The organism is Geomicrobium sp. JSM 1781026, assembly GCF_041949955.1.
Classification (GTDB): domain Bacteria; phylum Bacillota; class Bacilli; order Bacillales; family Marinococcaceae; genus Geomicrobium_A.
This window is the reverse complement of sequence record NZ_JBHFQF010000008.1, coordinates 47,184-68,334: the sequence shown is the minus strand read 5'-3', so window position 1 is coordinate 68,334 and position 21,151 is coordinate 47,184. Positions and strand designations below refer to the sequence as shown.

At 45.0% G+C, this 21,151-nt stretch carries 21 protein-coding genes; 16 read left to right on the top strand and 5 right to left on the bottom strand.

Going from position 1 to position 21,151, the window contains the following annotated elements:
• Positions 1-27: 27 nt before the first annotated feature.
• From dhaK to ACE1TF_RS14750, 4 genes are read left to right on the top strand one after another with little or no spacing between them, the layout of a single operon-like run.
• Positions 28-1,020, top strand: a complete 993-nt coding sequence (gene dhaK / locus ACE1TF_RS14765; protein ID WP_375017854.1) for a dihydroxyacetone kinase subunit DhaK — start codon at positions 28-30, stop codon at positions 1,018-1,020.
• Positions 1,010-1,609, top strand: coding sequence for a dihydroxyacetone kinase subunit DhaL (gene dhaL, locus ACE1TF_RS14760; protein WP_375017852.1), 600 nt, complete (start codon positions 1,010-1,012; stop codon positions 1,607-1,609). Before dhaK ends, dhaL begins: the two co-directional genes overlap by 11 nt.
• The gene (dhaM, locus tag ACE1TF_RS14755; protein WP_375017850.1) at positions 1,609-1,992 is read left to right on the top strand and encodes a dihydroxyacetone kinase phosphoryl donor subunit DhaM; all 384 of its coding nucleotides are present in this window, start codon (positions 1,609-1,611) and stop codon (positions 1,990-1,992) included. The genes dhaL and dhaM overlap by 1 nt, the downstream gene beginning before the upstream one ends.
• A 5-nt stretch (positions 1,993-1,997) precedes the next feature.
• Positions 1,998-2,513: a GNAT family N-acetyltransferase gene (locus tag ACE1TF_RS14750; RefSeq protein WP_375017848.1), complete on the top strand. Its 516-nt coding sequence runs from the start codon at positions 1,998-2,000 to the stop codon at positions 2,511-2,513.
• 1,034 nt (positions 2,514-3,547) lie between these two features.
• Here ACE1TF_RS14750 and ACE1TF_RS14745 read toward each other — a convergent pair.
• Entirely contained in the window at positions 3,548-4,177 is a 630-nt protein-coding gene (locus ACE1TF_RS14745; RefSeq protein ID WP_375017846.1) for an alpha/beta hydrolase, read from the bottom strand.
• Between the two features lie 124 nt (positions 4,178-4,301).
• On the opposite strand from ACE1TF_RS14745, the gene ACE1TF_RS14740 reads away from it, so the two are divergent.
• The 8 genes from ACE1TF_RS14740 (at position 4,302) to ACE1TF_RS14705 (ending at position 13,885) form a co-directional block, all read left to right on the top strand.
• Positions 4,302-5,084 (top strand): AraC family transcriptional regulator, encoded by a 783-nt coding sequence (locus ACE1TF_RS14740; RefSeq protein ID WP_375017844.1) that lies wholly within the window; start codon positions 4,302-4,304, stop codon positions 5,082-5,084.
• Between the two features lie 87 nt (positions 5,085-5,171).
• On the top strand, positions 5,172-6,170 hold the full coding sequence (locus ACE1TF_RS14735; RefSeq protein WP_375017842.1) for a hydroxyacid dehydrogenase: 999 nt from the start codon (positions 5,172-5,174) through the stop codon (positions 6,168-6,170).
• 13 nt (positions 6,171-6,183) lie between these two features.
• Positions 6,184-6,924: a sugar phosphate isomerase/epimerase family protein gene (locus ACE1TF_RS14730; protein WP_375017840.1), complete on the top strand. Its 741-nt coding sequence runs from the start codon at positions 6,184-6,186 to the stop codon at positions 6,922-6,924.
• An 86-nt stretch (positions 6,925-7,010) separates the two neighbouring features.
• Positions 7,011-7,898, top strand: coding sequence for a carbohydrate ABC transporter permease (locus ACE1TF_RS14725; protein WP_375017838.1), 888 nt, complete (start codon positions 7,011-7,013; stop codon positions 7,896-7,898).
• 12 nt (positions 7,899-7,910) lie between these two features.
• Positions 7,911-8,744 (top strand): carbohydrate ABC transporter permease, encoded by an 834-nt coding sequence (locus ACE1TF_RS14720; protein WP_042422840.1) that lies wholly within the window; start codon positions 7,911-7,913, stop codon positions 8,742-8,744.
• Positions 8,745-8,765: 21 nt separating this feature from the next.
• Positions 8,766-10,136 carry an ABC transporter substrate-binding protein gene (locus ACE1TF_RS14715; protein WP_375017835.1) on the top strand — a complete coding sequence of 457 codons (1,371 nt, stop codon included), beginning with the start codon at positions 8,766-8,768 and terminating at the stop codon, positions 10,134-10,136.
• 66 nt (positions 10,137-10,202) lie between these two features.
• Positions 10,203-11,585 (top strand): hypothetical protein, encoded by a 1,383-nt coding sequence (locus ACE1TF_RS14710; RefSeq protein WP_375017833.1) that lies wholly within the window; start codon positions 10,203-10,205, stop codon positions 11,583-11,585.
• Positions 11,586-11,629: 44 nt separating this feature from the next.
• Positions 11,630-13,885 carry a hypothetical protein gene (locus ACE1TF_RS14705; protein ID WP_375017831.1) on the top strand — a complete coding sequence of 752 codons (2,256 nt, stop codon included), beginning with the start codon at positions 11,630-11,632 and terminating at the stop codon, positions 13,883-13,885.
• Positions 13,886-13,931: 46 nt separating this feature from the next.
• Here ACE1TF_RS14705 and ACE1TF_RS14700 read toward each other — a convergent pair whose 3' ends face one another.
• From ACE1TF_RS14700 to ACE1TF_RS14685, 4 genes are all read right to left on the bottom strand, one after another.
• Positions 13,932-14,432, bottom strand: a complete 501-nt coding sequence (locus ACE1TF_RS14700; protein ID WP_375017829.1) for a GNAT family N-acetyltransferase — start codon at positions 14,430-14,432, stop codon at positions 13,932-13,934.
• A 17-nt stretch (positions 14,433-14,449) separates the two neighbouring features.
• A complete protein-coding gene (locus ACE1TF_RS14695; RefSeq protein ID WP_375017827.1) occupies positions 14,450-14,731 on the bottom strand; it encodes a GNAT family N-acetyltransferase in 282 nt (93 codons plus the stop codon).
• Entirely contained in the window at positions 14,731-14,973 is a 243-nt protein-coding gene (locus ACE1TF_RS14690) for a (4Fe-4S)-binding protein (protein WP_375017825.1), read from the bottom strand. Before ACE1TF_RS14690 ends, ACE1TF_RS14695 begins: the two co-directional genes overlap by 1 nt.
• 66 nt (positions 14,974-15,039) lie before the next feature.
• Positions 15,040-15,267, bottom strand: a complete 228-nt coding sequence (locus tag ACE1TF_RS14685; RefSeq protein WP_375017823.1) for a VOC family protein — start codon at positions 15,265-15,267, stop codon at positions 15,040-15,042.
• Positions 15,268-15,402: 135 nt separating this feature from the next.
• On the opposite strand from ACE1TF_RS14685, the gene ACE1TF_RS14680 reads away from it, so the two are divergent.
• The 4 genes from ACE1TF_RS14680 to ACE1TF_RS14665 all read left to right on the top strand — a co-directional run bounded on the left by ACE1TF_RS14680 (position 15,403) and on the right by ACE1TF_RS14665 (position 21,110).
• Positions 15,403-16,620 carry a DUF418 domain-containing protein gene (locus ACE1TF_RS14680; protein WP_375017821.1) on the top strand — a complete coding sequence of 406 codons (1,218 nt, stop codon included), beginning with the start codon at positions 15,403-15,405 and terminating at the stop codon, positions 16,618-16,620.
• Between the two features lie 142 nt (positions 16,621-16,762).
• Positions 16,763-17,308 (top strand): GNAT family N-acetyltransferase, encoded by a 546-nt coding sequence (locus ACE1TF_RS14675; protein WP_375017819.1) that lies wholly within the window; start codon positions 16,763-16,765, stop codon positions 17,306-17,308.
• A gap of 248 nt (positions 17,309-17,556) precedes the next feature.
• Complete coding sequence (locus ACE1TF_RS14670; protein WP_375017817.1) at positions 17,557-18,825, top strand: extracellular solute-binding protein; 1,269 nt, start codon at positions 17,557-17,559, stop codon at positions 18,823-18,825.
• A gap of 20 nt (positions 18,826-18,845) precedes the next feature.
• On the top strand, positions 18,846-21,110 hold the full coding sequence (locus ACE1TF_RS14665; RefSeq protein WP_375017815.1) for an alpha-amylase family glycosyl hydrolase: 2,265 nt from the start codon (positions 18,846-18,848) through the stop codon (positions 21,108-21,110).
• Positions 21,111-21,151 lie beyond the last annotated feature (41 nt).

Below are 21,151 nucleotides of genomic sequence, written 5' to 3'. Positions count from 1 at the left end.
CGAAAACGAAAGGTGGTCTCGCCATTCATGAAAAAACTAATGAATGATTCCGAGCAAATTGTAGAGGAGTTTTTGCAAGGGTTTATCGCCGTTCACGGTGATTCGTTAACGAGAATTGATGGCACAAATGTGGTCACACGTATTGATCAGGCCAAAAACAAAGTTGGCATCATTAGTGGGGGCGGCAGTGGCCATGAGCCGGCTCATGCGGGTTATGTTGGTCCAGGCATGTTAGATGCAGCAATCGCGGGTGAGGTGTTCACGTCACCTGGTGCCGATCAGTTTCTCGCCGCAATACAGGCAGCGGACAGTGGAAGCGGTGTGTTACTTGTGATCAAAAATTACAACGGCGATGTTATGAATGCTGAAATGGCTCAAGAAATGGCGGATGCAGAAGGTATTCAGACCGAGATGATTATCGTAAATGATGATGTAGCCGTCGATGATCTTGCGAAAAGGAGAGGAATTGCTGGAACCGTTCTTGTGCATAAAATTACCGGTGCTGCAGCAGAAGCTGGAAAATCATTGGTAGAAGTAAAACAGCTTGGGGAGAAGGCAATTCAGCAGATGAGGAGTATGAGCGTGGCATTGTCAGCATGCACATTGCCGTCATCTTCGACACCGAGCTTTTCGCTTGCGACTGACGAAATCGAAGTTGGCATTGGCATTCACGGAGAACAAGGGATGGAAAGACGGGAAGTGATGCGATCAGCGGAGATCGCGCAACTGCTTACCGAACATACGTTAGAAGAGCTTGATGAGAACGGATCGTACGTGGCACTTATTAATGGCATGGGCAGTACACCTTTACTGGAACAATATGTATTCGCAAAAGATGTTCGTGAGCAACTTGAGAAACGAAAGGTCACGTTGAAGAAAATGTATGTTGGAGACTATATGACGAGTTTGGATATGGCTGGTGTGTCGCTAACGTTGCTTACTGTCGATGACGAACTCTTGCAACTATTGTATGCACGAGCAAAAACAACGACATGGACGGAGGCGGGCAATGACGACTGAACAATTGCACGAATGGATGAAAGAAACATACGAGTTGATTCAAAACAATAAAGAAGAACTATCCGCACTCGATCAGGCAGTAGGTGATGGGGATCATGGTACGAACATGAACCGTGGCTTTCAGACGGTTGTCGAGGAACTCCCAAACTGGGAAGGCGAGACATTCGCCACGACACTTCAAAAAATCGGGATGACGCTCATTTCAAAAGTTGGAGGGGCATCAGGACCATTGCTCGGGACGGGCTTTATGCGACTAAGCGCCTCGTTTAAGGACGAAGTAAACTGGGGCAACGGTTTGGAGAGTGCATCAGAAGGAATCGCTAAGCGCGGTAAGGCTGAAGTTGGAGAAGCAACATTGCTTGATGTGTGGTCGGCTGTTGGTGAATCGGTTCGTGAGCATGGGCTTGATTGGGACCGAGTAGCTGACGTTTCTCGCGATGCAATGGAGCGCACGAAAGCGTTAGAAGCGAAACGTGGCAGAGGGGCTTTACTCGGTGAGCGTTCAGTTGGACACCTTGATCCTGGCGCGGTCTCAAGCTATTATCTTTTTCAAGCACTGGCTCGGGTTATGAAAGGAGCCGATGATTAATGTCGAACGTAACCATTCTACTACTTTCTCACGTTGAAGAACTGGCACGAGGAGCGTCTAGACTACTATCAGAAGCGAATGCCGAAGTGGAGGTCATCGCTGTCGGTGGCCTCGAAGATGGAGAAATTGGCACAAGTGTTGACCGCATCACACCGGTGATTGAGCGAATCGATGAACAGAAAGAGGTTCTCGTCTTTTACGATATCGGTAGTGCCAAGATGAACGCAGAAATTGTCCAAGAAATGTACCCTGATCGCACGATTGAAATTAGTGACGCTCCGCTGATCGAAGCAGGATATGTGGCGGTCATCACCGCAGGGCTTGGTTCCAACTTGCAAGAAGTGAAAGAAAAAGCAGAAGCTGGGTATAAGAAAGGGCGTTGACAACTGTGACACTCCGAAAAATCACCCTATTAGACGCCCCACAATTATTTGCGCTCACTCACACGGGCAGAGAGTACTTGCGCACGTGGTTACCGTGGGTGGACCGAACGACAAACGTATCACATACTGAAGGGTTTATTGAAAGCTCACTGCGCGCCATGAACGATAAAAAAGGCGAGACGTATGTGATTTTAGAAAAAGATCAAGTTGTGGGTGTCATCAGCTTCAACATCATTGATTGGCAGAACAAAACGGCATACATCGGATACTGGCTCGGTGAGGTGCATCAAGGAAAAGGGTTAATGACCGAAGCAGCAAGAACATTAGTTGACCGTGCCTTCTCAACATTGGCCATGCATAAAGTCGACATACGAGCAGCCGAAGGGAATGACAAGAGCCAAGCCATCCCTAAAAGGCTAGGCTTTACCGCTGAAGGAACACTAAGAGAAGTAGAAAACGTCAACGGAACCTACCACAACCATGTTGTATACGGCATGCTCCGTCATGAATGGCAAACGTAAAACAAACTTTAGGGCACTGTGCTGAGCACAGTGCCCTAAAGTTTCAGAGTATTTTTGTCTTTCCCTTAGATCTAGCGCCAGGTGCAGGGATACCCGGTATTTAGAGACGCCTGTCTTTAGATTGTGATACCTAGCGAGGCATACTTGCGCTTATCCGGTTACTGCTAACAGCACATACTAGGTATGAAAAAGCTTCTGCCAAGTTACCCCTCTCGATTTCGTTCAAACGCCAACAAGCTGTCGGCATGAGTCATGCCGAGGACAATTCAGTCTACCATCGGCACCTTCGGTGCCGATGGTTGTTCGTCACTGCAAGGGTTGCTGGCAACACGGAAAACGTTTGCCGAAGGGTAAAAAGTTGTGACCTAGGGTCACCACCTGGCACAAGCATGTGATCTCCTGTCACTTATGTGACAATTCAGCCCTCAAACCGGCGGCTTTCGGCCCTCAACGGTCACATATATCGGGATTTGTGACCGTTGAATCCATTTATGTGCGCATCCACGTTTAAAATGATGATTTTTCCTTCTCAAGTGTCACATTAATGAATATATGGGACATTTGGGCATCTTTCCACACCGTGACCAGTAGGCCGAAACGTGAACCGTTTCGTCGTTATGCTCTGAAGTGTAAGCATCCGCGTGCAGTGGAAAGCAACAAACTGTGCAATTAGGAAAATGTTAAGTTCATTCTATATAGATCACTGATCTGCTAAAATTCCCTAACGGTTATACAATTAGCGGTTTTTGTGAGCAAATACCTCCTCAACTTCGGTATACAGTAAAATCAAACATCTGTGTATACTCTGATGCAAGGGTTGCTCGGGCAACTCGATGCGGAAGCGAACGTGACGGTTTTATGGACGACGCTCTAACATCCCCAGCTTCAACCGTCTCATCGGAGGCTTGGGCTACACTTACAGATGCTTAAAGAAATAACAGTAGAGTGATGAACCTCTGAACTAAAAGTCCACTTTCCCGCCCCTTCTAAAACGTATAAAAATGAGGGCACGGCAATGAGCCGTGCCCTCATTTTTATGTGTTCACCCAATCCGCTATTGTTTGTACGGTATCACTCAGAATTTGGAGGGACGTGGCTGTATCTTCCACTTCAAGTGAGTGATCGGCGTGGGAAACGACGTTGACTTGATGCGATCCTTGTAACTGCTGCACAATCTTTTCATCGTAATGTGGGTCTTGGTCGCCAATGACGAGTAGACTTCGGTTTTTCGTGGCGAGTAATGACTCCTTTAAAGGTTCAAGTTTCACGAGCGGGGTAAGGGCAATCCACTTGGCATTGTGGAATCGTTCATCTTCTAACAGTCCGCCGATGAGCGGAATTGTACCAATGGACTTACCGAGGAAAATGGTTTCTTGGTAATGACCTTCCCGCAGAATGTCATCAACAACAGGGGAGACGTCGTTCATCATCTCTTCTAAAATCGTCTCGAAATCCGATTCGAATAATTCTGGACTATATGAATATTCGATATGAACAAAGTCGATTTGCTTTTGTTTCATGAGCATAGAGGCATAGTGAAACAGGGGTTTGTCATACGTATAACCAAGCCCTGAAAACATAAAACAGATGCCTTTCATGCCATTTTGTACGTGCGTGTAGTCGATGGAGCGTTCTGCTTTTGTTTGGACAGATAGCTTCTTCACGTTTACCGACTCCTTTGTTGACGTCTTTAATTGTAGTATACGTTACCTTTAGACGAAGAAAAAGAACAAGGGTAAGTTTTTTAGTGTCGTTGCTTTTTATGGACAAATAGAAAGGGTGAGTTTCTTGAACATCTATGAAAGCAATCATAAGGAACGCGATTCGGTTAAAGAACACTCGCACGATCGCTTTCAGATCTTGTACGTGTTAGAAGGTTCAGGTGTTTGTGGTTTCCAACATGAGCGGCAACTGATTAAAAAGGACAGCTTGATTCTCATCGCTCCACGTCAGTTACATTCCATTCATGCGGAAACGAAAATGACGAACCTTGTTCTAGACTTTACGGAACTCGATCTCGAGGAGAATGGTCGTAATATCTTGTTACCCCAAGCGTTTTTAACATCAGCTGTTCTGAATCTGAACGTGTACGAGTGCAATGACTTTAAACAATTGCTTCGGAAAATGCTCTATGAAAAGCGTTATGGCGATGAACTTCAGTCTTTAATTATCCAGGCACATTTAATGGAGATTCTTGTGCTTATCATACGAACAACAGATGATCAGCGGAAACAATCGGACACCGGTCTTGCTGAACGTTTAAAAGAGTATATTGATAAGCGTTATTTTGATATTGAAAGTGCTGAAGATATGGCGAGCATGATGAATGTGAGCAAACGCTACATCCAAACGATTTTTAAAGATCGGTATGACCGAACTCCAATGCAGTACTTAACGGAAATTCGCATCCGCGTCGTCAAAAATCTATTGTTAAATACGGATAAAGATATTATTTCAATCTGTTTTGAAGTAGGGTTTGAATCGGTGTCAACGTTTTATCGAATCTTTAAGAATGCCGTAGGTATGCCTCCGAATGCGTACCGTCATCAGAACGACAAGATCTATCAATAATACGTTCTGAAAATAAGAAACGTTTCTTAATTCAGTAAGACAGTACACAATTGATTTGTTTAACTGTGTATAGATAGGAGAGATTGTATGATTAATAGTCTGTACATTATGAATTTATCGTCTTTAAAGCGAGTATACGCCCAATCTGACCGTGACCGCATTAACATAACAAGCCACGTGCTTCGTGCACCGATGGACGCTGCGGATGTTTATAAACATGAAATAGCGCTGAAACAGGTGGAAGTCATCTTCTCAGGATGGGGTGGCCCGACGCTCGATGAGCAGTTTCTGCAGGCAACCCCAAAACTGAAAGCGTTTTTTTATGCTGCTGGTTCCTTGCGCACGATCGTGACAGAAGCGGCTTGGGAACGAGGTATTCAATTTTCATCTGCAAACTCCGTAAATGCGATTCCTGTCGCAGAATATACGCTTTCACAAATTCTATTTGCTCTAAAACAAGGATGGTCGATGACCCGACGTGTAAAGGAATATCAATCGTTTCCGCCTAAACCGTACCGTGAAATTGCAGGTGCATACGGTTCAACCGTTGGCATCATCTCTTTAAGTAAAGTCGGAAAGCTCGTATGCGAGCGACTCAAACCGTTTGATGTGAATGTTCAAGTGTATGATCCATATGCAACCGATGAACAGATTAGAGCTGCAGGGGCTACGCGCGCGACGTTAGCGGCGATTTTCGCAGAATCTGATGTTGTATCTTTACACGCACCGCTGCTTGAGGAAACGAAAGGCATGATTCACGGTGACCACTTCCAATCTATGAAAGCCAATGCCAGTTTTATTAATACGGCACGGGGTGAAATTATTCGTCAGCAGGATCTCGTGCGTGTGTTCGGTGAACGGCGAGACTTGACTGCCGTGCTGGATGTGACAGACCCAGAACCTCCCTTACGTAATGATCCGTTGTGGAAGTTAGACAATGTGATTGTGACGCCGCACATCGCAGGCAGTGAAGAACGAGAATGTGAACGGATGGGCGCGCTTATGGTTGAAGAATACTTACGTTATCAAGCGGGCGTGCCACTGGAACATGAAGTCACCCGAGCCCAGTCCCATATTCAAGCATAAAGGAGACCGTCGTATGAAAATCGGAGTTTGTTCCATTACATTTCGCCATAAAACAGTGGATGAAGTTATCGAGATTGCAAAATCAGTATGCCTAGATGCAATTGAATGGGGAGCGGATGTGCATGTGAAGCCTGGAGACATTCTGCACGCACAACAAGTCAAACAAAAGACCGAGGCGGCGAAGTTAGAGGTTAGCTCTTACGGCTCCTATTATGTTGTCGGAAAAGGCGAAGACGTTCAGCCAATAGTAGATACCGCACGTGCATTAGGAGCACCTTCCGTTCGAGTATGGGCAGGGGCCAAAGGCTCTGACACGATGAGTGAGGAAGAACGGAGAATTGTGACTGAAGACCTTATAAACATTGGGGAAAGGGCCTGTGCTTCCAGGATACGAGTGGATGTTGAATATCATAAAGGGACACTGACTGACACACCCAAAAGCGCCGAGCGATTAATGAATGAAACGAATCACGAAAATGTCCGCTTGTATTGGCAACCAGCAGAAAGTATTTCCTACGAAGAGCGGATGGCGTCGATTGAACAGTTGCACACTTGGACCCGTCACGTACACGTCTTTCACTGGAAGGATACGACACGTCTCCCGCTTCGAGACGGTGCCGAAAATTGGCAACGTTACATTGATCAACTTGCCGGTGCTGACCGATATTTTTTATTGGAATTTGTGCGGGGCAACGATGATCAACAATTTTTAGATGATGCTCGTGTATTGAAGAAATGGCTTAGCCGAAAATGAGAACTGTAAGCCGAAACTAGTAAGACAATGCCAGGCTCATTCTTTACAATCATGTATAACGATTAGACAACTAAGGGGGGATGGAGATGACGGCAACGGTGCCTAAAAAGAAGAAATCAGGCCAATCCTACATATGGTATCTGTTTTTACTACCGACGATTGTTGGGATTGTGCTTTTCATTCTCTACCCGGTATATGAATCGTTTCGACTTAGTTTCTTTCGGTCATCTGGGACGAGTGAAACGTGGGTCGCATTCAGCAATTACGAACGAGTACTGACTTCGTCATCGTTTTGGAATTCGGTGTACAACACGTTTTATATTGCGTTTTTCCAATTGCTTATTGCCATTCCGCTCGGGTTTATTATCGCGTCATTAATTAATAGCATTACGAGATTTCAAAATTTTTTTAAATCAGTATTTTTCCTGCCGCACGTGACTTCAATGGTCGCAGCAGCAATGATCTTTTCCTTTGTGTTGCACCCGGAAATGGGGTTGTTCAATTACTTTCTTGATTCACTCGGGTTACCGACATCTTCATGGTTATCTCACCCTGATAGTGCCAAAGGTGGCGTCGTTCTCCTCACCGTCTGGCATTGGCTCGGGTTCGTAATCATCATTTGTCTCGCGAACTTACAAGCGATTTCTTCAGAGTTGTATGAAGCGGCTGACATTGACGGGGCGAGTGGTTTGCAGAAATGGTTCTTCATTACAATTCCGAATATGGGAGGAACATTTGCGTTCTTACTCGTCATCGGTTGGATCGCTGGACTGCAACGTTTCAACGAAGTGTTCGTTTTTGGTGGTGCGTCAGGAAGTCCGAGTCGCTCCTTGCAGACGATGGTGCTGTTCATCTACGAACGAGGATTCAGTGGCTTTGAATTTGGAATCGCTTCAGCAGCAACAGTGATTCTTTTTATCATCATACTTGTGCTTACGCTCATCAACCTTCGATTAGCACGTGTGAGAATGTAAGGGGGGAGACCGGTGGCTAAACGACGTAAAATCATAAACGCTCTTATCACGGTGTTTCTATTCGTTTTTGGGCTCATCGTTATTGCTCCTTTTATTTGGATGATTACGGTCAGCTTTGACCGGCTTGCCAATATACAAATTCCGTTTCCTCCATCTCTCATTCCGGACGAACCGGCGCTCTTCAACTATGAACTCGTGTTTGAGAATGGAAGAATTTTTCGTGCCTACATGAATTCAGCTTTTGTCACGTTTGTGTCGGTCGCGATTCAAGCATCCGCAGCGCTTCTTGGGGGTTATGCGTTTTCCAAAGGCCGGTTTAAAGGGAAACGAATTCTATTCATCCTCGTGCTCGCCACGATGATGGTACCGATTGAAGCGCGTTTAATACCGCTTTACCAAATGTTTAATCAAGTGAATCTCATTAATACGTTTTGGCCATTAATTTTACCGACTATTTTGTACGGTTTAGGTATCTTCTTATGCAAGCAGTATTTCGATCAATTGCCAGACACGTTGCGAGAAGCAGCTCGCATTGATGGAGCAGGAGAGTTTAAAACATTTTTCCGAGTTTACTTGCCGCTCGCAGGTCCGATTACTGCCACTCTCGTGATTTTGTCATTCATGTCCAATTGGAATGAATTCCTCTGGCCGCTCGTTGTCATCAATTCGGAGAGCTTACAGACGATCCCTCTCTTTTTAGCCAGTTTCTCACAACAAAATCAGACGCAAATCGCAGGGATGACGATGGCGCTGGCGACGATGAGTGTATTACCCATTATTGTGTTGTTTCTCTTTTTACAACGATACATTATTCAAAGCATTGCACTTAGCGGAATCAAAGAATAAAAACTTAGGGGAGGGTTTATTGTGAACAAACGTTGGATGAGAAAGGTAGGGATGGTTGGCGCTGTAGCCGCACTCACGCTTGCTGCTTGCAACGGTGAAGAAGACGCTGGCTCAGGAAATGATGCAACGGGGGATGGTGAAAGTTCGTCCTCAGGAGACGCGGATACCCTACGGGTAGCGCTCATAGGCGGTTATGAAATGTCTTCGACAACGGACCCGATTACAGGGGAAACAGTCGAAGGGTTAGAAGTCATTAAAGACGAATTTGAGTCGCAAAACCCTGATATTGAAGTCGAGTTTATCGTTATGCCGTGGAGCAATCACGTGGCAAACACTCAAGCGATGATGAGCAGTGGTGAAGCCGATATTTATCAGATGCCAGGCATTAATGATTTCGCAGCCCAAGGCATGTTAGAACCACTCCAACCGCTCATTGATGAAGACGGTTTTGATTTGAATGTGTATATCGATAATCAAGTAGAAGGTTGGCTCACCCAAGGTCCAGATGATGATGACTTAGCCATTTACGGTTTGCCTGCCTTTGGTGACTCTCGATTTGTTGCCTACGACGGGCAATTGTTTGAAGAATGGGGAGTAGAACCGCTGTCCGATTACCCAGATATGGAAGAAATTCTTGAAAAAGCGGAACAGATGACAGGAGAAAATCCAGTGACCGGTGAACAAAATTACGGCGCTTGGTTCTCTGGAGAGCACAGTACGTTGTTCCAGCTCGTCAATGCCGCAGAAGGTCAAAACGGGCAGTGGGGAGAAGGGTATGAATGGTCAGAGATTGAATTCGCCTTTAACTCAGATGAGATGGTCACTGGATTAGAGTGGTTAGTTGACATCAATGAATTCACACCCGATGGCAACATGAGTGCTCAAGGCAATGAGCAATGGATGACCGAAAACAACAACATCGCCATTCGTCTTCACGCCGAATCCGCCGAGATCATACAACAAGTGCAAGCCCAAGGGTTAGAAGACAGAATTCATGTCGTGCAAGAGTTTAAAAACGATGAGGGCATTGGTGGTATGTTCGCAGGCAGTCCACTTTCCATTGCCGCAGATAGTGAAAACCAAGACATCGCCTTTGAGTTTCTAAAATTTACGGCAAGTGACTTTTTCCAAGAGTTCATGTGGGAACAACATAGCGGCGTGCCCGTCGTTGAAGCCGCAAGTGACTGGGCGAGCATTCAAGAGCTCGAATTGATGGAAGGGGTACTAGAGGCAGCAGCGAGTCCTTGGACGCCTCGTTATCCATGGTCGTCGTCGCAACCAAGGTATATTTTGCAAACGGCGGTTGAAGATGCACTCACCGGAGGGACAGAGCCTGAGGACGCATTAGAAAATGCCCAAGCAGAAAGTGAGCAATGGTTAGAAGATCGCTAATGGAAGTTTTGGCCGAGACGAACCAACGTCGTCTCGGTCATTTTTGCATGAAAGGGTGAAGAAAAGATGACAACACCTCGGACGTTTGCTGAAGAAGAGTTGAAACGCATGAAAGCAATGTATGCGTTACCGGATTTGCGGATGAAATTAGACGATCGGTTTGAAACAGAACAAATTCTGATCCAATCCGGTGCCCAACAGTGGACGCTGACAGCAGGTAGTGAGCGGGCCCTACTATACGGGGTATACGATTTTTTGCGGCTCGTGCTAGGCGTGGAGTGGCCATACCCAAATCGAGGCGCGCAGTTTGTAGGTCCGACCGCGCAACTGAGTGATGTTCGCATTCACTCCCATCCTAAGTTCCGACGTCGCGGTCTCGTATTTGAAGTGAACTTTGATGCCGATTATATTGTCGCTTCCATTGATTGGGCAGCGAAACAAAAACTAAACGAGCTGTTTTTTACGTTTCTCGTATGGGACGAAGTAAAAGAACGAGCAGCTCCAGAGTTACAGCGCCGTGGACTCCGGGTAACGTTAGGTGGACATAGCATCGATTATTTGAATCAGAAGTTTTCATTGTACGGTGAAGTCGGGGATCTCGAGTACGAGCAAGCGTTTATTGAGCAGCTACAAATGTATGTAAAAGACAACCCGCTCATTTCAAAGGTATCGTTGTGGCCACGGGATATTGCGGGTGCGGTCGATCTCGCGCATTATATTCGCTTTTGTGAACGAATGGATGAGGCCCTCGATATCCCTGTCGAGCATATTGCGTATAATGCCGGGTTGGATTGGCGGTTGCTAGAGAAACGCGCGAGCACATCGAGTGAACTACCGACGTTATTCGCCTACTGGGGGCGTGATTATCATATGAACGCAGCACCAGACGAGCGCGGGGACCGAGCGTTATCGAACTGGCTTGCCACGAATGATGTTACCGTATTTGAATACTATAGCGATCATTTCATGCAAACCGACCTGTTCCCCCCGCTCCCAAAACGTATCGAAAAAGATGCAGCCGAGTATCACGCCGTGGGTGTACAAGGAATGCTTAATCTTGTCGTTCCGTATTCGGGGGATGATCCATTTTACAACAAGAAATGGTACGACTTGCAAGCGCAAAATAGTTACGCGTTCTCACGGGCGGTGTGGGGCGAAACAGACGTACGGACATTCAACGTTATGAACGCCGAACTCGAACACATTTTGAGCGCATTCACAGCATTCAACGTCCCGCTGTTCCCGCACCGTGTCGTTGATCCGCCCGTAACCATTGAAAATGAGGCACTCGCCGAGCGCGTCATTGAGCAGTTGCACATCGCCAAGCAGCAGATCGCTGATATAAATGATACCTATGAGGAAGCGTACATGGAATATTTACACGAGCGCCTCAACACATTGCAAGCTTCATGGACCCGTCTTTTAAAAATGAGTAAGACCGATCGTTGAAAATAAACGACGTATCACTCTTTATGAGAAAAGGAGTGATTAGCATGAGTGAGTCATTACACATCGTATCCGTTGATTTTATAGACGGAGAAGTTACGCTCACAAGTGAGCAAGCAAAGGTTAGTGCCCATGAGCTTTACCGCTTAGGTGCCGACCTTGTTATGGAAAGCGGTTCTGTAGAACTGGAGATGAACTATTTTGATGAAGAAGGAACGACGGTAGAATCCGCAAGCACGCCATTTCGAAGTGCGAATATTGATGCTAGAGAAGGAATGGGCGTGTATGTGTACGGCCGAGCACCAGAAAACGCCGTGACCGCTTCTTTGTCCATCACGGCAGGAGTGGCAGCGGCGGCGAATTTGCGTAACTTGAACATTCGCTGGGAGAGTCAATTGCAACTGGATACCGAGGATAAACAAGATTTGGGGGATATGGTTCTGAGCACGATTACATCCAATGCTGTTCAAAATGAGTACGGTGAGTTGTTCTTTGCAACGAATGGAGATCCTGCGCTTTTTCAAGTGATTGATTTATACACAGGTGAGCGTATCTTTGACGAACGCATCCCAGGTATTGATACGGCTTGGGGCATTGCCATCGGGTCAGATGAGAACGTGTATTTCTCCGGCACGAGCAACCGCATGTTGTATCGGTACGATCGCGTAGAACAACGCATTGAAAATTTAGGAACCAACCCTTCTGAGCCATGGGTATGGGATTTAGCCGCAACAGAGGATGGGAAAATTTACGGAGGAACGATGACGAGCGCTATGGTGTTTGAATACGACATTGCCAGTGGAACGTTTACGAATCTTGGCCGTATGAGTGAAACAGATCAGTATGTTCGTGGCATTGGTGCGACGGATCGCTACATTTATGCAGGTATTGGTATGACAGCGGGTGTCGTGAGAATTGATCGTGAAACAGGAGACCGCGATGAAGTACCGATTCCTAATGCCGGACAAGAAGGCATTATTGCGAACATTGAAGTGTACGCAGGCAAGCTGTTCATTCGTTCCGGCTGTTGTACAGTGTTCGTCATTGATGAACAGACCCATGAACTGCTGCAAACGTTACGATACAGAAATGAAATCTCCCCTCCAAACCCTAATAATGAGCGTGATCTTTATTATACGAGAGGGACGAGATTGTACTATTACAATATGGAAGAAAACAAAGAGCATGCTGTTTCTAATGTGAGCAACTTGTCTGATGCGGATATGCGGTCTCTCGGCTGGTTGAAGAAAGAAGACGAGTACGTTCTCATCGGATTAAATCGTCTTGCAGAAGCGTTTGAATATAAGCCTGGATCCGGTGAATTTCAATTTTTGACGATTGACGCCGCTCCGACAGGGGTGCCTATTCATTCGATAGAAATCGGGTTTGATGGCAACGTGTATATGGGTGGTTATCATCGGGGAATGACGATTTATGACCCTGTTGCTGAAGAGATTCTTCATAGCGTGGAGAATATGCAACAATCTGAAGGCATTGGCTTTATGAATGGTAACGTATATTTCGGTACGTATGGGCAAGCGCGAATCTATCGATACAACCCTTCCGAACCGTTTGAGTTTGGTACGAATCCAGAAATGTTCAAAGCGATTGGTGAAGCCCAAGACCGCCCGTTTACGTTAACGTCTGGGGACGATCATTTATTCGTCGGAACCATTCCAGATTACGGTCAGCTTGGTGGTGCGCTATCAATCTATGATGAAACAAATGATCGTTGGGACGTTCACCGTCATGTCGTACAAAACCAGAGCATTGTTGGTCTAGCGTATCTAAATGGAAAGGTGTACGGAGGTACATCAATTTGGGGTGGAGATGGGTCAGTGCCGACCGAAGATCATGCGAAGCTGTTTGTTTGGGATGTCGAGAAAGGCGAAGTCGAGACGGTACTCACCCCGAACGTTTCTGGCAGCGATATGCGACCAAAAATGATCGGAGAACTTGCGGTCGGTCCAGACGGTTTCATTTGGGGGCTAATGGATGGAACGGTGTTTGCAATGAATCCTGACACGCTTGAAATTGTGAAAAGTAGAGTCATCTACTCAAGTAATTTCAGTGCAAGCAAATGGCGCCCATTTCATTTGCGATTTGCTCCGGACGGACTCATCTATACGACGGCAGGCAGGAAGTTGACAGTAATTGATCCAGAAACGTTGCATCACCGCCTCATTGAAAACGACGTTCACCTTATGACCGTTAATGAGCATAACGAGTTGTACTTTGCGTCTGGATTTACAGGTGCAAACCTTCTAAGAAAACGAGTCATCAATCACCGTCCTACCGTTTAGGCAATATGCTTGGCCCCATCAAGGTCGATGGGGCCAAGCGCTTGATTTATAGATGTAAAACGAGTTGTAATTCATCACAATATACGTCGGGTCCTAGCTTCATAGAACGACTCATCTTTCCGTATTGTTCAAAACCTAAACGATGGTAAATGTTAAGGGCGGCTTCGTTATTCGTTGCTAACGTGACATGTATTTGTTCAATAGCGACTTTTTCTCGCGCCAAGTCAATGGCGCTTTCCAACAGACGTGCGCCGTATCCTTTTCCTCTGTACTCAGGTGTAACATAGACGGCAAGCAAGGTCGCTTTATGTGTCAGCTTTTGTTGCTCATTCATTGCAAGGGTTGTCATGCCAACAAGTTTCTCGTGATCGAAAGCACCAAAAGTGGCAAGGTCATCCCGAAACAAATGGTTTTGGAACGCTTCTAAATTCAGGCTCTTTTCTTCGTCAACGCTTGATGCAAAGCATTCTGGACATTGTTCTAATGACTCTAATCGTAACGAACGGTATATGTTACTATAACGTGCATCCAATTGAATAATTGACATGATTCGACTCCCTGAATTTAATCTTTTTTGTGTAGCACATCTTCGTATTCTGCGTGTCGTTCAAACTCTGCTTTAGCAAACGGACATAGTGGCATGATCTTCTTCCCTTGCTGCCTCATTTCATCCACCACGGAAGCGACTAGCTTAGAAGCCGTCCCCTTTCCACGCATTTCGTCAGATACATACGTATGGTCAATAATGACCATAGAACTGCCTGAAGGAACAAAAGTGATCTCAGCAAGCATCTCCCCGTCTGTATTCTCAATCACATGCTTTCGTTCTTGTCGCTTGATTTCCATTATGAAGACTCCTTATGAATGTATTGGAGGGCACCGCTTGGGCATAATTTGACCGTATGTTCGACTTGTTCAGGGTTCTCTTTGTCGGGAAGAATCCAAGGTCGTCGCTCTGTATCAAAAACGTCTGGTGAGTTTCCGACACATTCTGCCGCGTGTTCGCACATGTCTTTATTAAAGTAGACATTGATCTTTTCACCATAGTATTCTTTAAAGCCACGTTCTTTAAGGTCTGTACTTTTCATGTTTTCATACCTCCTACTTTTAGTATACTTTTTACCCTTCTTGATTGAGAGGTAAACGACACCGGGTTAATAGAAACAAGCTTGCATTTTGTTGTCGTCAGGATCATAAAATGTGAAAAATCGCTGATCCGCATCTTCTTCAATTGTGAAAGGCGCTGAATGATCGCCAAAGCCTAAGATTGCATATTGTTCACCCTGGTGCAACAGCGTGAACTGTAGTTTTTCATGGTACCAGCGTATGGACGCTTGGAGGTCTTTGACGGTAACACAAATCGTATCGACACGTTCTAACATAATGTTTCACGCTCCTGTCTAATGATTACTCATTCGAGATTCGTCCACAAATTCCTCTATTAAAAAAAGCTTAAGATTCGGATTTTTTATTGGTGAGCAAGATATAGTATAGATACATAGAGAGGAGAGTATTTCATGAAACAACAAGGATTAGCAGCGAACGAACGAATTCAATCACTCGACATCATTCGGGGGATTGCACTTCTGGGAATCGTTTTAGCCAACATGTCGTATTTCAAGTCACAAGGTATTACGAGTGAGTTAATGTTAGTGCAAGGGTATGTGTTGCCAGATGGTGGGTTTGATGCGGCAGCACGTTTATTTACGACCGCATTTATTGACGGAAAATTTTACCCGATGTTTAGTTTGTTGTTCGGGCTTGGGTTTTATATCTTTTATCATCGGTTGCTTCAAAAAGATGTGAATGCAACGCGCGTCTTCGTGCGACGCCTCGTCTTTCTCATCGTCATCGGACTCGTTCACCTCGTCATGATCTGGTCCGGAGATATTTTGTTTACATACGGAGTGACAGGGTTCTTGCTCCTAGCTTTCGTGTCAAGAACGCCAAGGACCATTTTAATTTGGGCGGTTAGCATCCTTGTTAGTGCGACGGTTCTGTTCACATTACTAAATGTCCTCGGGGGATTTGGAATACAGATTTCCAAATCCGCAGGGCTAACATCGCTTTCTGAAATGAAAGCATACGACGTAGCATTAGCAGAGCAGATGGCCGGCGGCGGTTATGCGGAAGTGTGGTTGGCGCGCTTGCCAGACATTTTGCTCATGTTCTTTAATGCGTTAATGGGCATCCCAGGCATTCTTCCTCTTTTCCTGCTCGGTTTATATTTTGGGAAGAAGGGGATGTTTAAAAACGCTCAGGAGTACGCTCGGGTGTGGAAGAAGATTTGGGTGCATAGCTTGTGGGCAGGTTTGTTAGGAACAATTGTCGTTACCGCACTCATCCACAATTTCACGCCGCTACCGAGTGCAGTTGGATTTGGATTAGCCCAAGGGTTAAATATGTTGGCAGGGCCGATTCTCATGTTGTTCTACGTCTCATCGCTCGTGCTTCTCACCCAAAAAGAAACATGGCAACGAATGTTGAAGCCATTCGCAAACGCCGGCCGAATGGCACTCACCAATTACCTTCTGCAAAGCATCGTACTCGTTTTCGTTTTTTATGGCTTTGGCTTTGGGCTGTACGGTCAAGTAGGCGAAGGAGTAGGATTTCTCATCGGTGTTGGACTGTTTGTCGTTCAAGTTATCCTCAGCACACTGTATTTAAAGAAATTCAACCAAGGTCCAATGGAATACGTGTGGAGAAAGTGGACGTATGGACGCAGCAACGGGTAACGACTTGTGACCGAAATCTGCGCTCTAGTTTACGGGTTGTGCGCGCAAGTTCGCAAGGTTGTATTTATAAGACCACTTATTTCTCGAACTAGAGCGCAGAATATAAAGTTTGGCCATGACGAAACATGAAGGAGGGATCGGAGTGATTCATATTGAAACACCTAGAATACGGTTACGTGATTGGGAAGACGGGGACACCGATCCTTTTTACTCGATCAACAGTGACCCGAAGGTGATGGAACATTTCCCGAGCACGCTATCAGTGGAAGAGTCAGCAAATCTACAAAAACGTATCATTGAAGAAATGAGCGAATACGGCTACGGATTGTATGCCGTAGACTGGAAAGAAACCGGACAATTCATTGGATTTATCGGCTTTCATCACGCCACCTTCCCCGCTGATTTCACCCCGTGTATTGAAATTGGCTGGCGCTTATCCCCAAAGGCTTGGGGAAGAGGGCTAGCTACTGAAGGGGCAACCGCGTGCTTAAACAATGGCTTCAGTGAGCTAGGCTTTACAGATGTTTACAGCTTCACAGCGTGTACGAACGAACCGTCCATACGCGTGATGGAACGCTTGAATTTTGCCTTTGAGAAGACATTCCAACACCCAAACATCGCACCTACGCACCGATTGTCTAAACATGTTTTATATAGTATGAATGCAAAACGGTGGTTGGGTGGATAAATTGTTTTGTACTTGAGGTTAGCTCAGCGCACTTATTTAAGGGCTGGGGAATTTTTAGCTGCTTTTATTTTGCAATTCCTCAGGAGCTTAATGAATTGAGGAATTGCATTATAGTTGTTTGAATCATTCTTATTGCAAGCGCTACCATATATAGATAGACAAAGGATAATATGTATGGTCTAATAAAATGAGTTATAACATTTTGAATTTTTTGCAATCGTTTGCACGAAAAAAGGGAGGAGATTCATATGAAGTATCACTACGGTTTGATTGCGACGGGCTGCTTATTGCTCATGGCATGTGCCCCGGATCGTGAAGAAGAAGCGAGTGTTGAAGACCGAGACAATACTGAAAGTGAAGGTGCAGAACCTGATAAACCAGATCAGCTACATATGTGGATTCATGACAATGATGAGCAAGCCAATGCCATTGAAGACATGGCAAGTGAGTATACCGAAGCTACAGGTATTGAAGTTCAGTTGACACGGATGAATTATGATGACCAAGCCGAGAACATTGCGCTAGATGGACCAGCAGGCACAGGGCCTGACATATACTTTAAGCCCCATGATTATACCGGTGAACTTGCTGTGCAAAGTCTCGCAGAGCCTCTAGATTTGGATGAAGAGCAACTCGAACGATTCACTCCAGAGAGCTTACAGGCGATGACCTATGAAGGGGAATTATACGGTTTACCATTTGTCTCAGAAACGGCAGCTTTATTATACAATGTGGAGCTCGTTGAAGAAGCTCCTGAGACGATTGAAGATTTGTTACTGATCGCTGAAGAGCTGACAGACGCAGGGAACGATGAATATGGGTTCCTGACTGTTCCCATCTATTATTACTCTCATTCATTTATTACAGGTTACGGTGGTTATATATTTGGAGAAAATGAAAGCGGTTACGATGTTGGAGACGTTGGCTTAGCAAATGATGGTGCTATTGAAGGCGCCAAGCGATTTCAGTCTCTGTTTGAAGATGGTTTGATTCCGTCATCGATCAACCCTGAAATTCAAGATGGGTTATTTGCAGAAGGCAAGATTGGCGTTTCGCACACAGGTCCTTGGAATATCAACCCTTATGGTGAAGCCATTGGTGAGGAGAACTTGCGCTCAGCTCCACTTCCTGTTTTAGAAAATGGAGAGCCAGCTTCGTCACTTGTTGGGTTTAAGTCATGGCTCTTATCCCCTTATTCTGAACATCAATATTGGGCGCAAGACCTTATGCTTCACCTTACGTCAGATGAGCAGAACATGTCTTATTATATAGCTACTGGCGAAATGCCTGCCGTATCAACGTTATTAGAGGCACCAGAAATAGCGGATGACGAATTGATGTCAGGTTTTGCAGAGCAAATTGTAAATGGAGAGCCGATGCCAAATGTACCTGAGATTGATCCAGTATTTGGGGCAATGGGGGATGCGATGTTGTTCTTAGCAGATGGTGAAGATGCAGAAGAGATTATGACGGAGGCAGTGGAGCAAATTCAACAAGATATTGACACGATGAATTAAATCATAAGAGGAGCTAATCGATGAAACGACTTATTCAACTTATGAAATGTATCACTGTAGTTTTCCTGGTTACTACAATAACCCTGGTAGACGTTGGGCAAGCAGCAATCTCTTCACCTAATGCACCTGTCGGAGACAATCTTGGACCTGTTACCTCAAGGGATACAATCTATCAAATCGTAACGGATCGGTTTGTTGATGGAGATTCGAACAACAATGTGCCAGAAGGTTTTGATCCGACATTATTTGATGGGACGGGAGAGGATTTAAAGCTTTACCAAGGTGGAGACTTTGCAGGAATCGTTGAAAAAATACCTTATTTAAAGGAAATGGGCATTACTGCTGTTTGGATTTCCGCGCCATACAGTAATCGAGATACAGAAATATTGGACTATCAATCCGATGGAAGCATTGATCGCTGGACGAGCTTCCACGGCTATCACGCCCGAAATTTCTTTGAAACGAATCAGCATTTTGGATCTATGAGAGATTTTATGGATATGAAAAATGAGTTGCAAAACAACGGAATTAAAGTGGTACTAGATTTTGTTTCTAACCATACAAGTCGTTGGCAAAATCCTACCATCGGTAACGTACCTGAAGATGGGCAGCTATTCGAACCAAATCGGGACGAAAATGGGAGGTATATGTTTGATGATGACGGTGAACCAACTGTCGTTAACGGGAGGACAGAACAGCTGTTAGCTGATCCAAATGGCAGTTTAAACGCTAATTGGTTTTACCGAATTGGTGATCGAGGTAATGATGAATCTAGATACGGATTCCGTTACAAAGATCTTGGTTCATTAGCAAGTTTCAATCATGAGAATCCTGCGGTAATTCAACATTTAGATGATGCAGTGCAGTTTTGGGCTAACACCGGGATTGATGGTATTCGACACGATGCAACGCTTCATTTAAACCCTGCTTTTATGAAGGGATTTAAGCAGAGAATTGATTCAAATAACAACGGTCCAATAACACAATTTGGGGAATTTTTTATTGGTAGACCGGATCAAAAATATGATGAGTACGTTAGCTTTCCAGATCGTACTGGCGTGAACAACCTCGATTTTGAATGGTATCGAGCATCCGCCAATGCTTTCGGAAATTTCTCGGAATCTATGAGTGATTTTGGAGATATGCTTGTGAAAACAGAACAAGATTATTCTTATGAAAATCAAGCTGTAACATTTCTTGATAATCATGATGTGACTAGATTTAGGTATACACAACAAAATGATAGGCCTTATCACGCAGGGATCGTCGCTTTAATGACGAGTAGAGGTGTTCCTAATATTTACTATGGCACAGAACAATATCTGGACTCCGATGATGCAAGTGATATTGCGGGTCGAGTGTTCATGGAAAGAGAAACAGAATTTAATGAAAATACAGTAGCATTTCAAACCATTTCATCTCTAGCTGAACTTCGACAGCAGAACCCAGCGATTGCTTACGGTTTGACGAACATACGCTATAGTAGCGAACACGTACTCGTTTATGAGCGTAGTTTCTATGATTATACAGTCGTTGTAGCCATTAACCGCCATCCAGATGAAGCGTTTAACGTGCCCTCAGTTCCGACTCAATTGCCTAATGACACTTATGAAGATGTTCTAAGTGGGTTGTTAGATGGACAAAGTGTTGAAGTCAGTGACGGCCAATTGCCAAGTTTTGAATTATCAGGTGGAGCTTCTGTTGTATGGTCTTATAACAATCATTCAAGTGAGCAACCGATGATTGGGGATGTCATTTCTACAATGGGCGTGGCAGGAGACCGTGTTCACTTATATGGAGAAAACCTCTCAGAAGCGAGTGTTTGGTTCGGTGACGTAGAAGCAGAAGTTATTGATCGAGGTGATCAAGAATTGGTCACTCTAGTGCCAACAGGATTAGATGCGGGTGATGTATCCATTACCCTTCAATCTGGAGCAACAACAAGTAATGCTTTTACTTTCCATAAGTTAAGTGGTGAACAAACCCAAGTTGTCTTTAATATTGAAGCGAACACGAATTTTGGGGAGACAATTCATGTAGTTGGAAACATACCAGAACTAGGAAGTTGGGATGCGGATCGATCGACTGAGGCGTTTCTTAATCCTGAACATCCTTACTGGTTTTTACCGGTAAGCGTACCGATAAATGAAGAAATTGAATATAAGTTTATTAAGAAGAACGAGCAAGGTGATGTTATTTGGGAAAGTGGCACAAATCGTACGCTCGATACTCCTTCAAATTTCTCAGATGTTAAATTTACTGAAACGGATGTCTTTCGAAACTAATCAATAAATAAAAAAGCAGCAGGTATACAAAACCTGCTGCT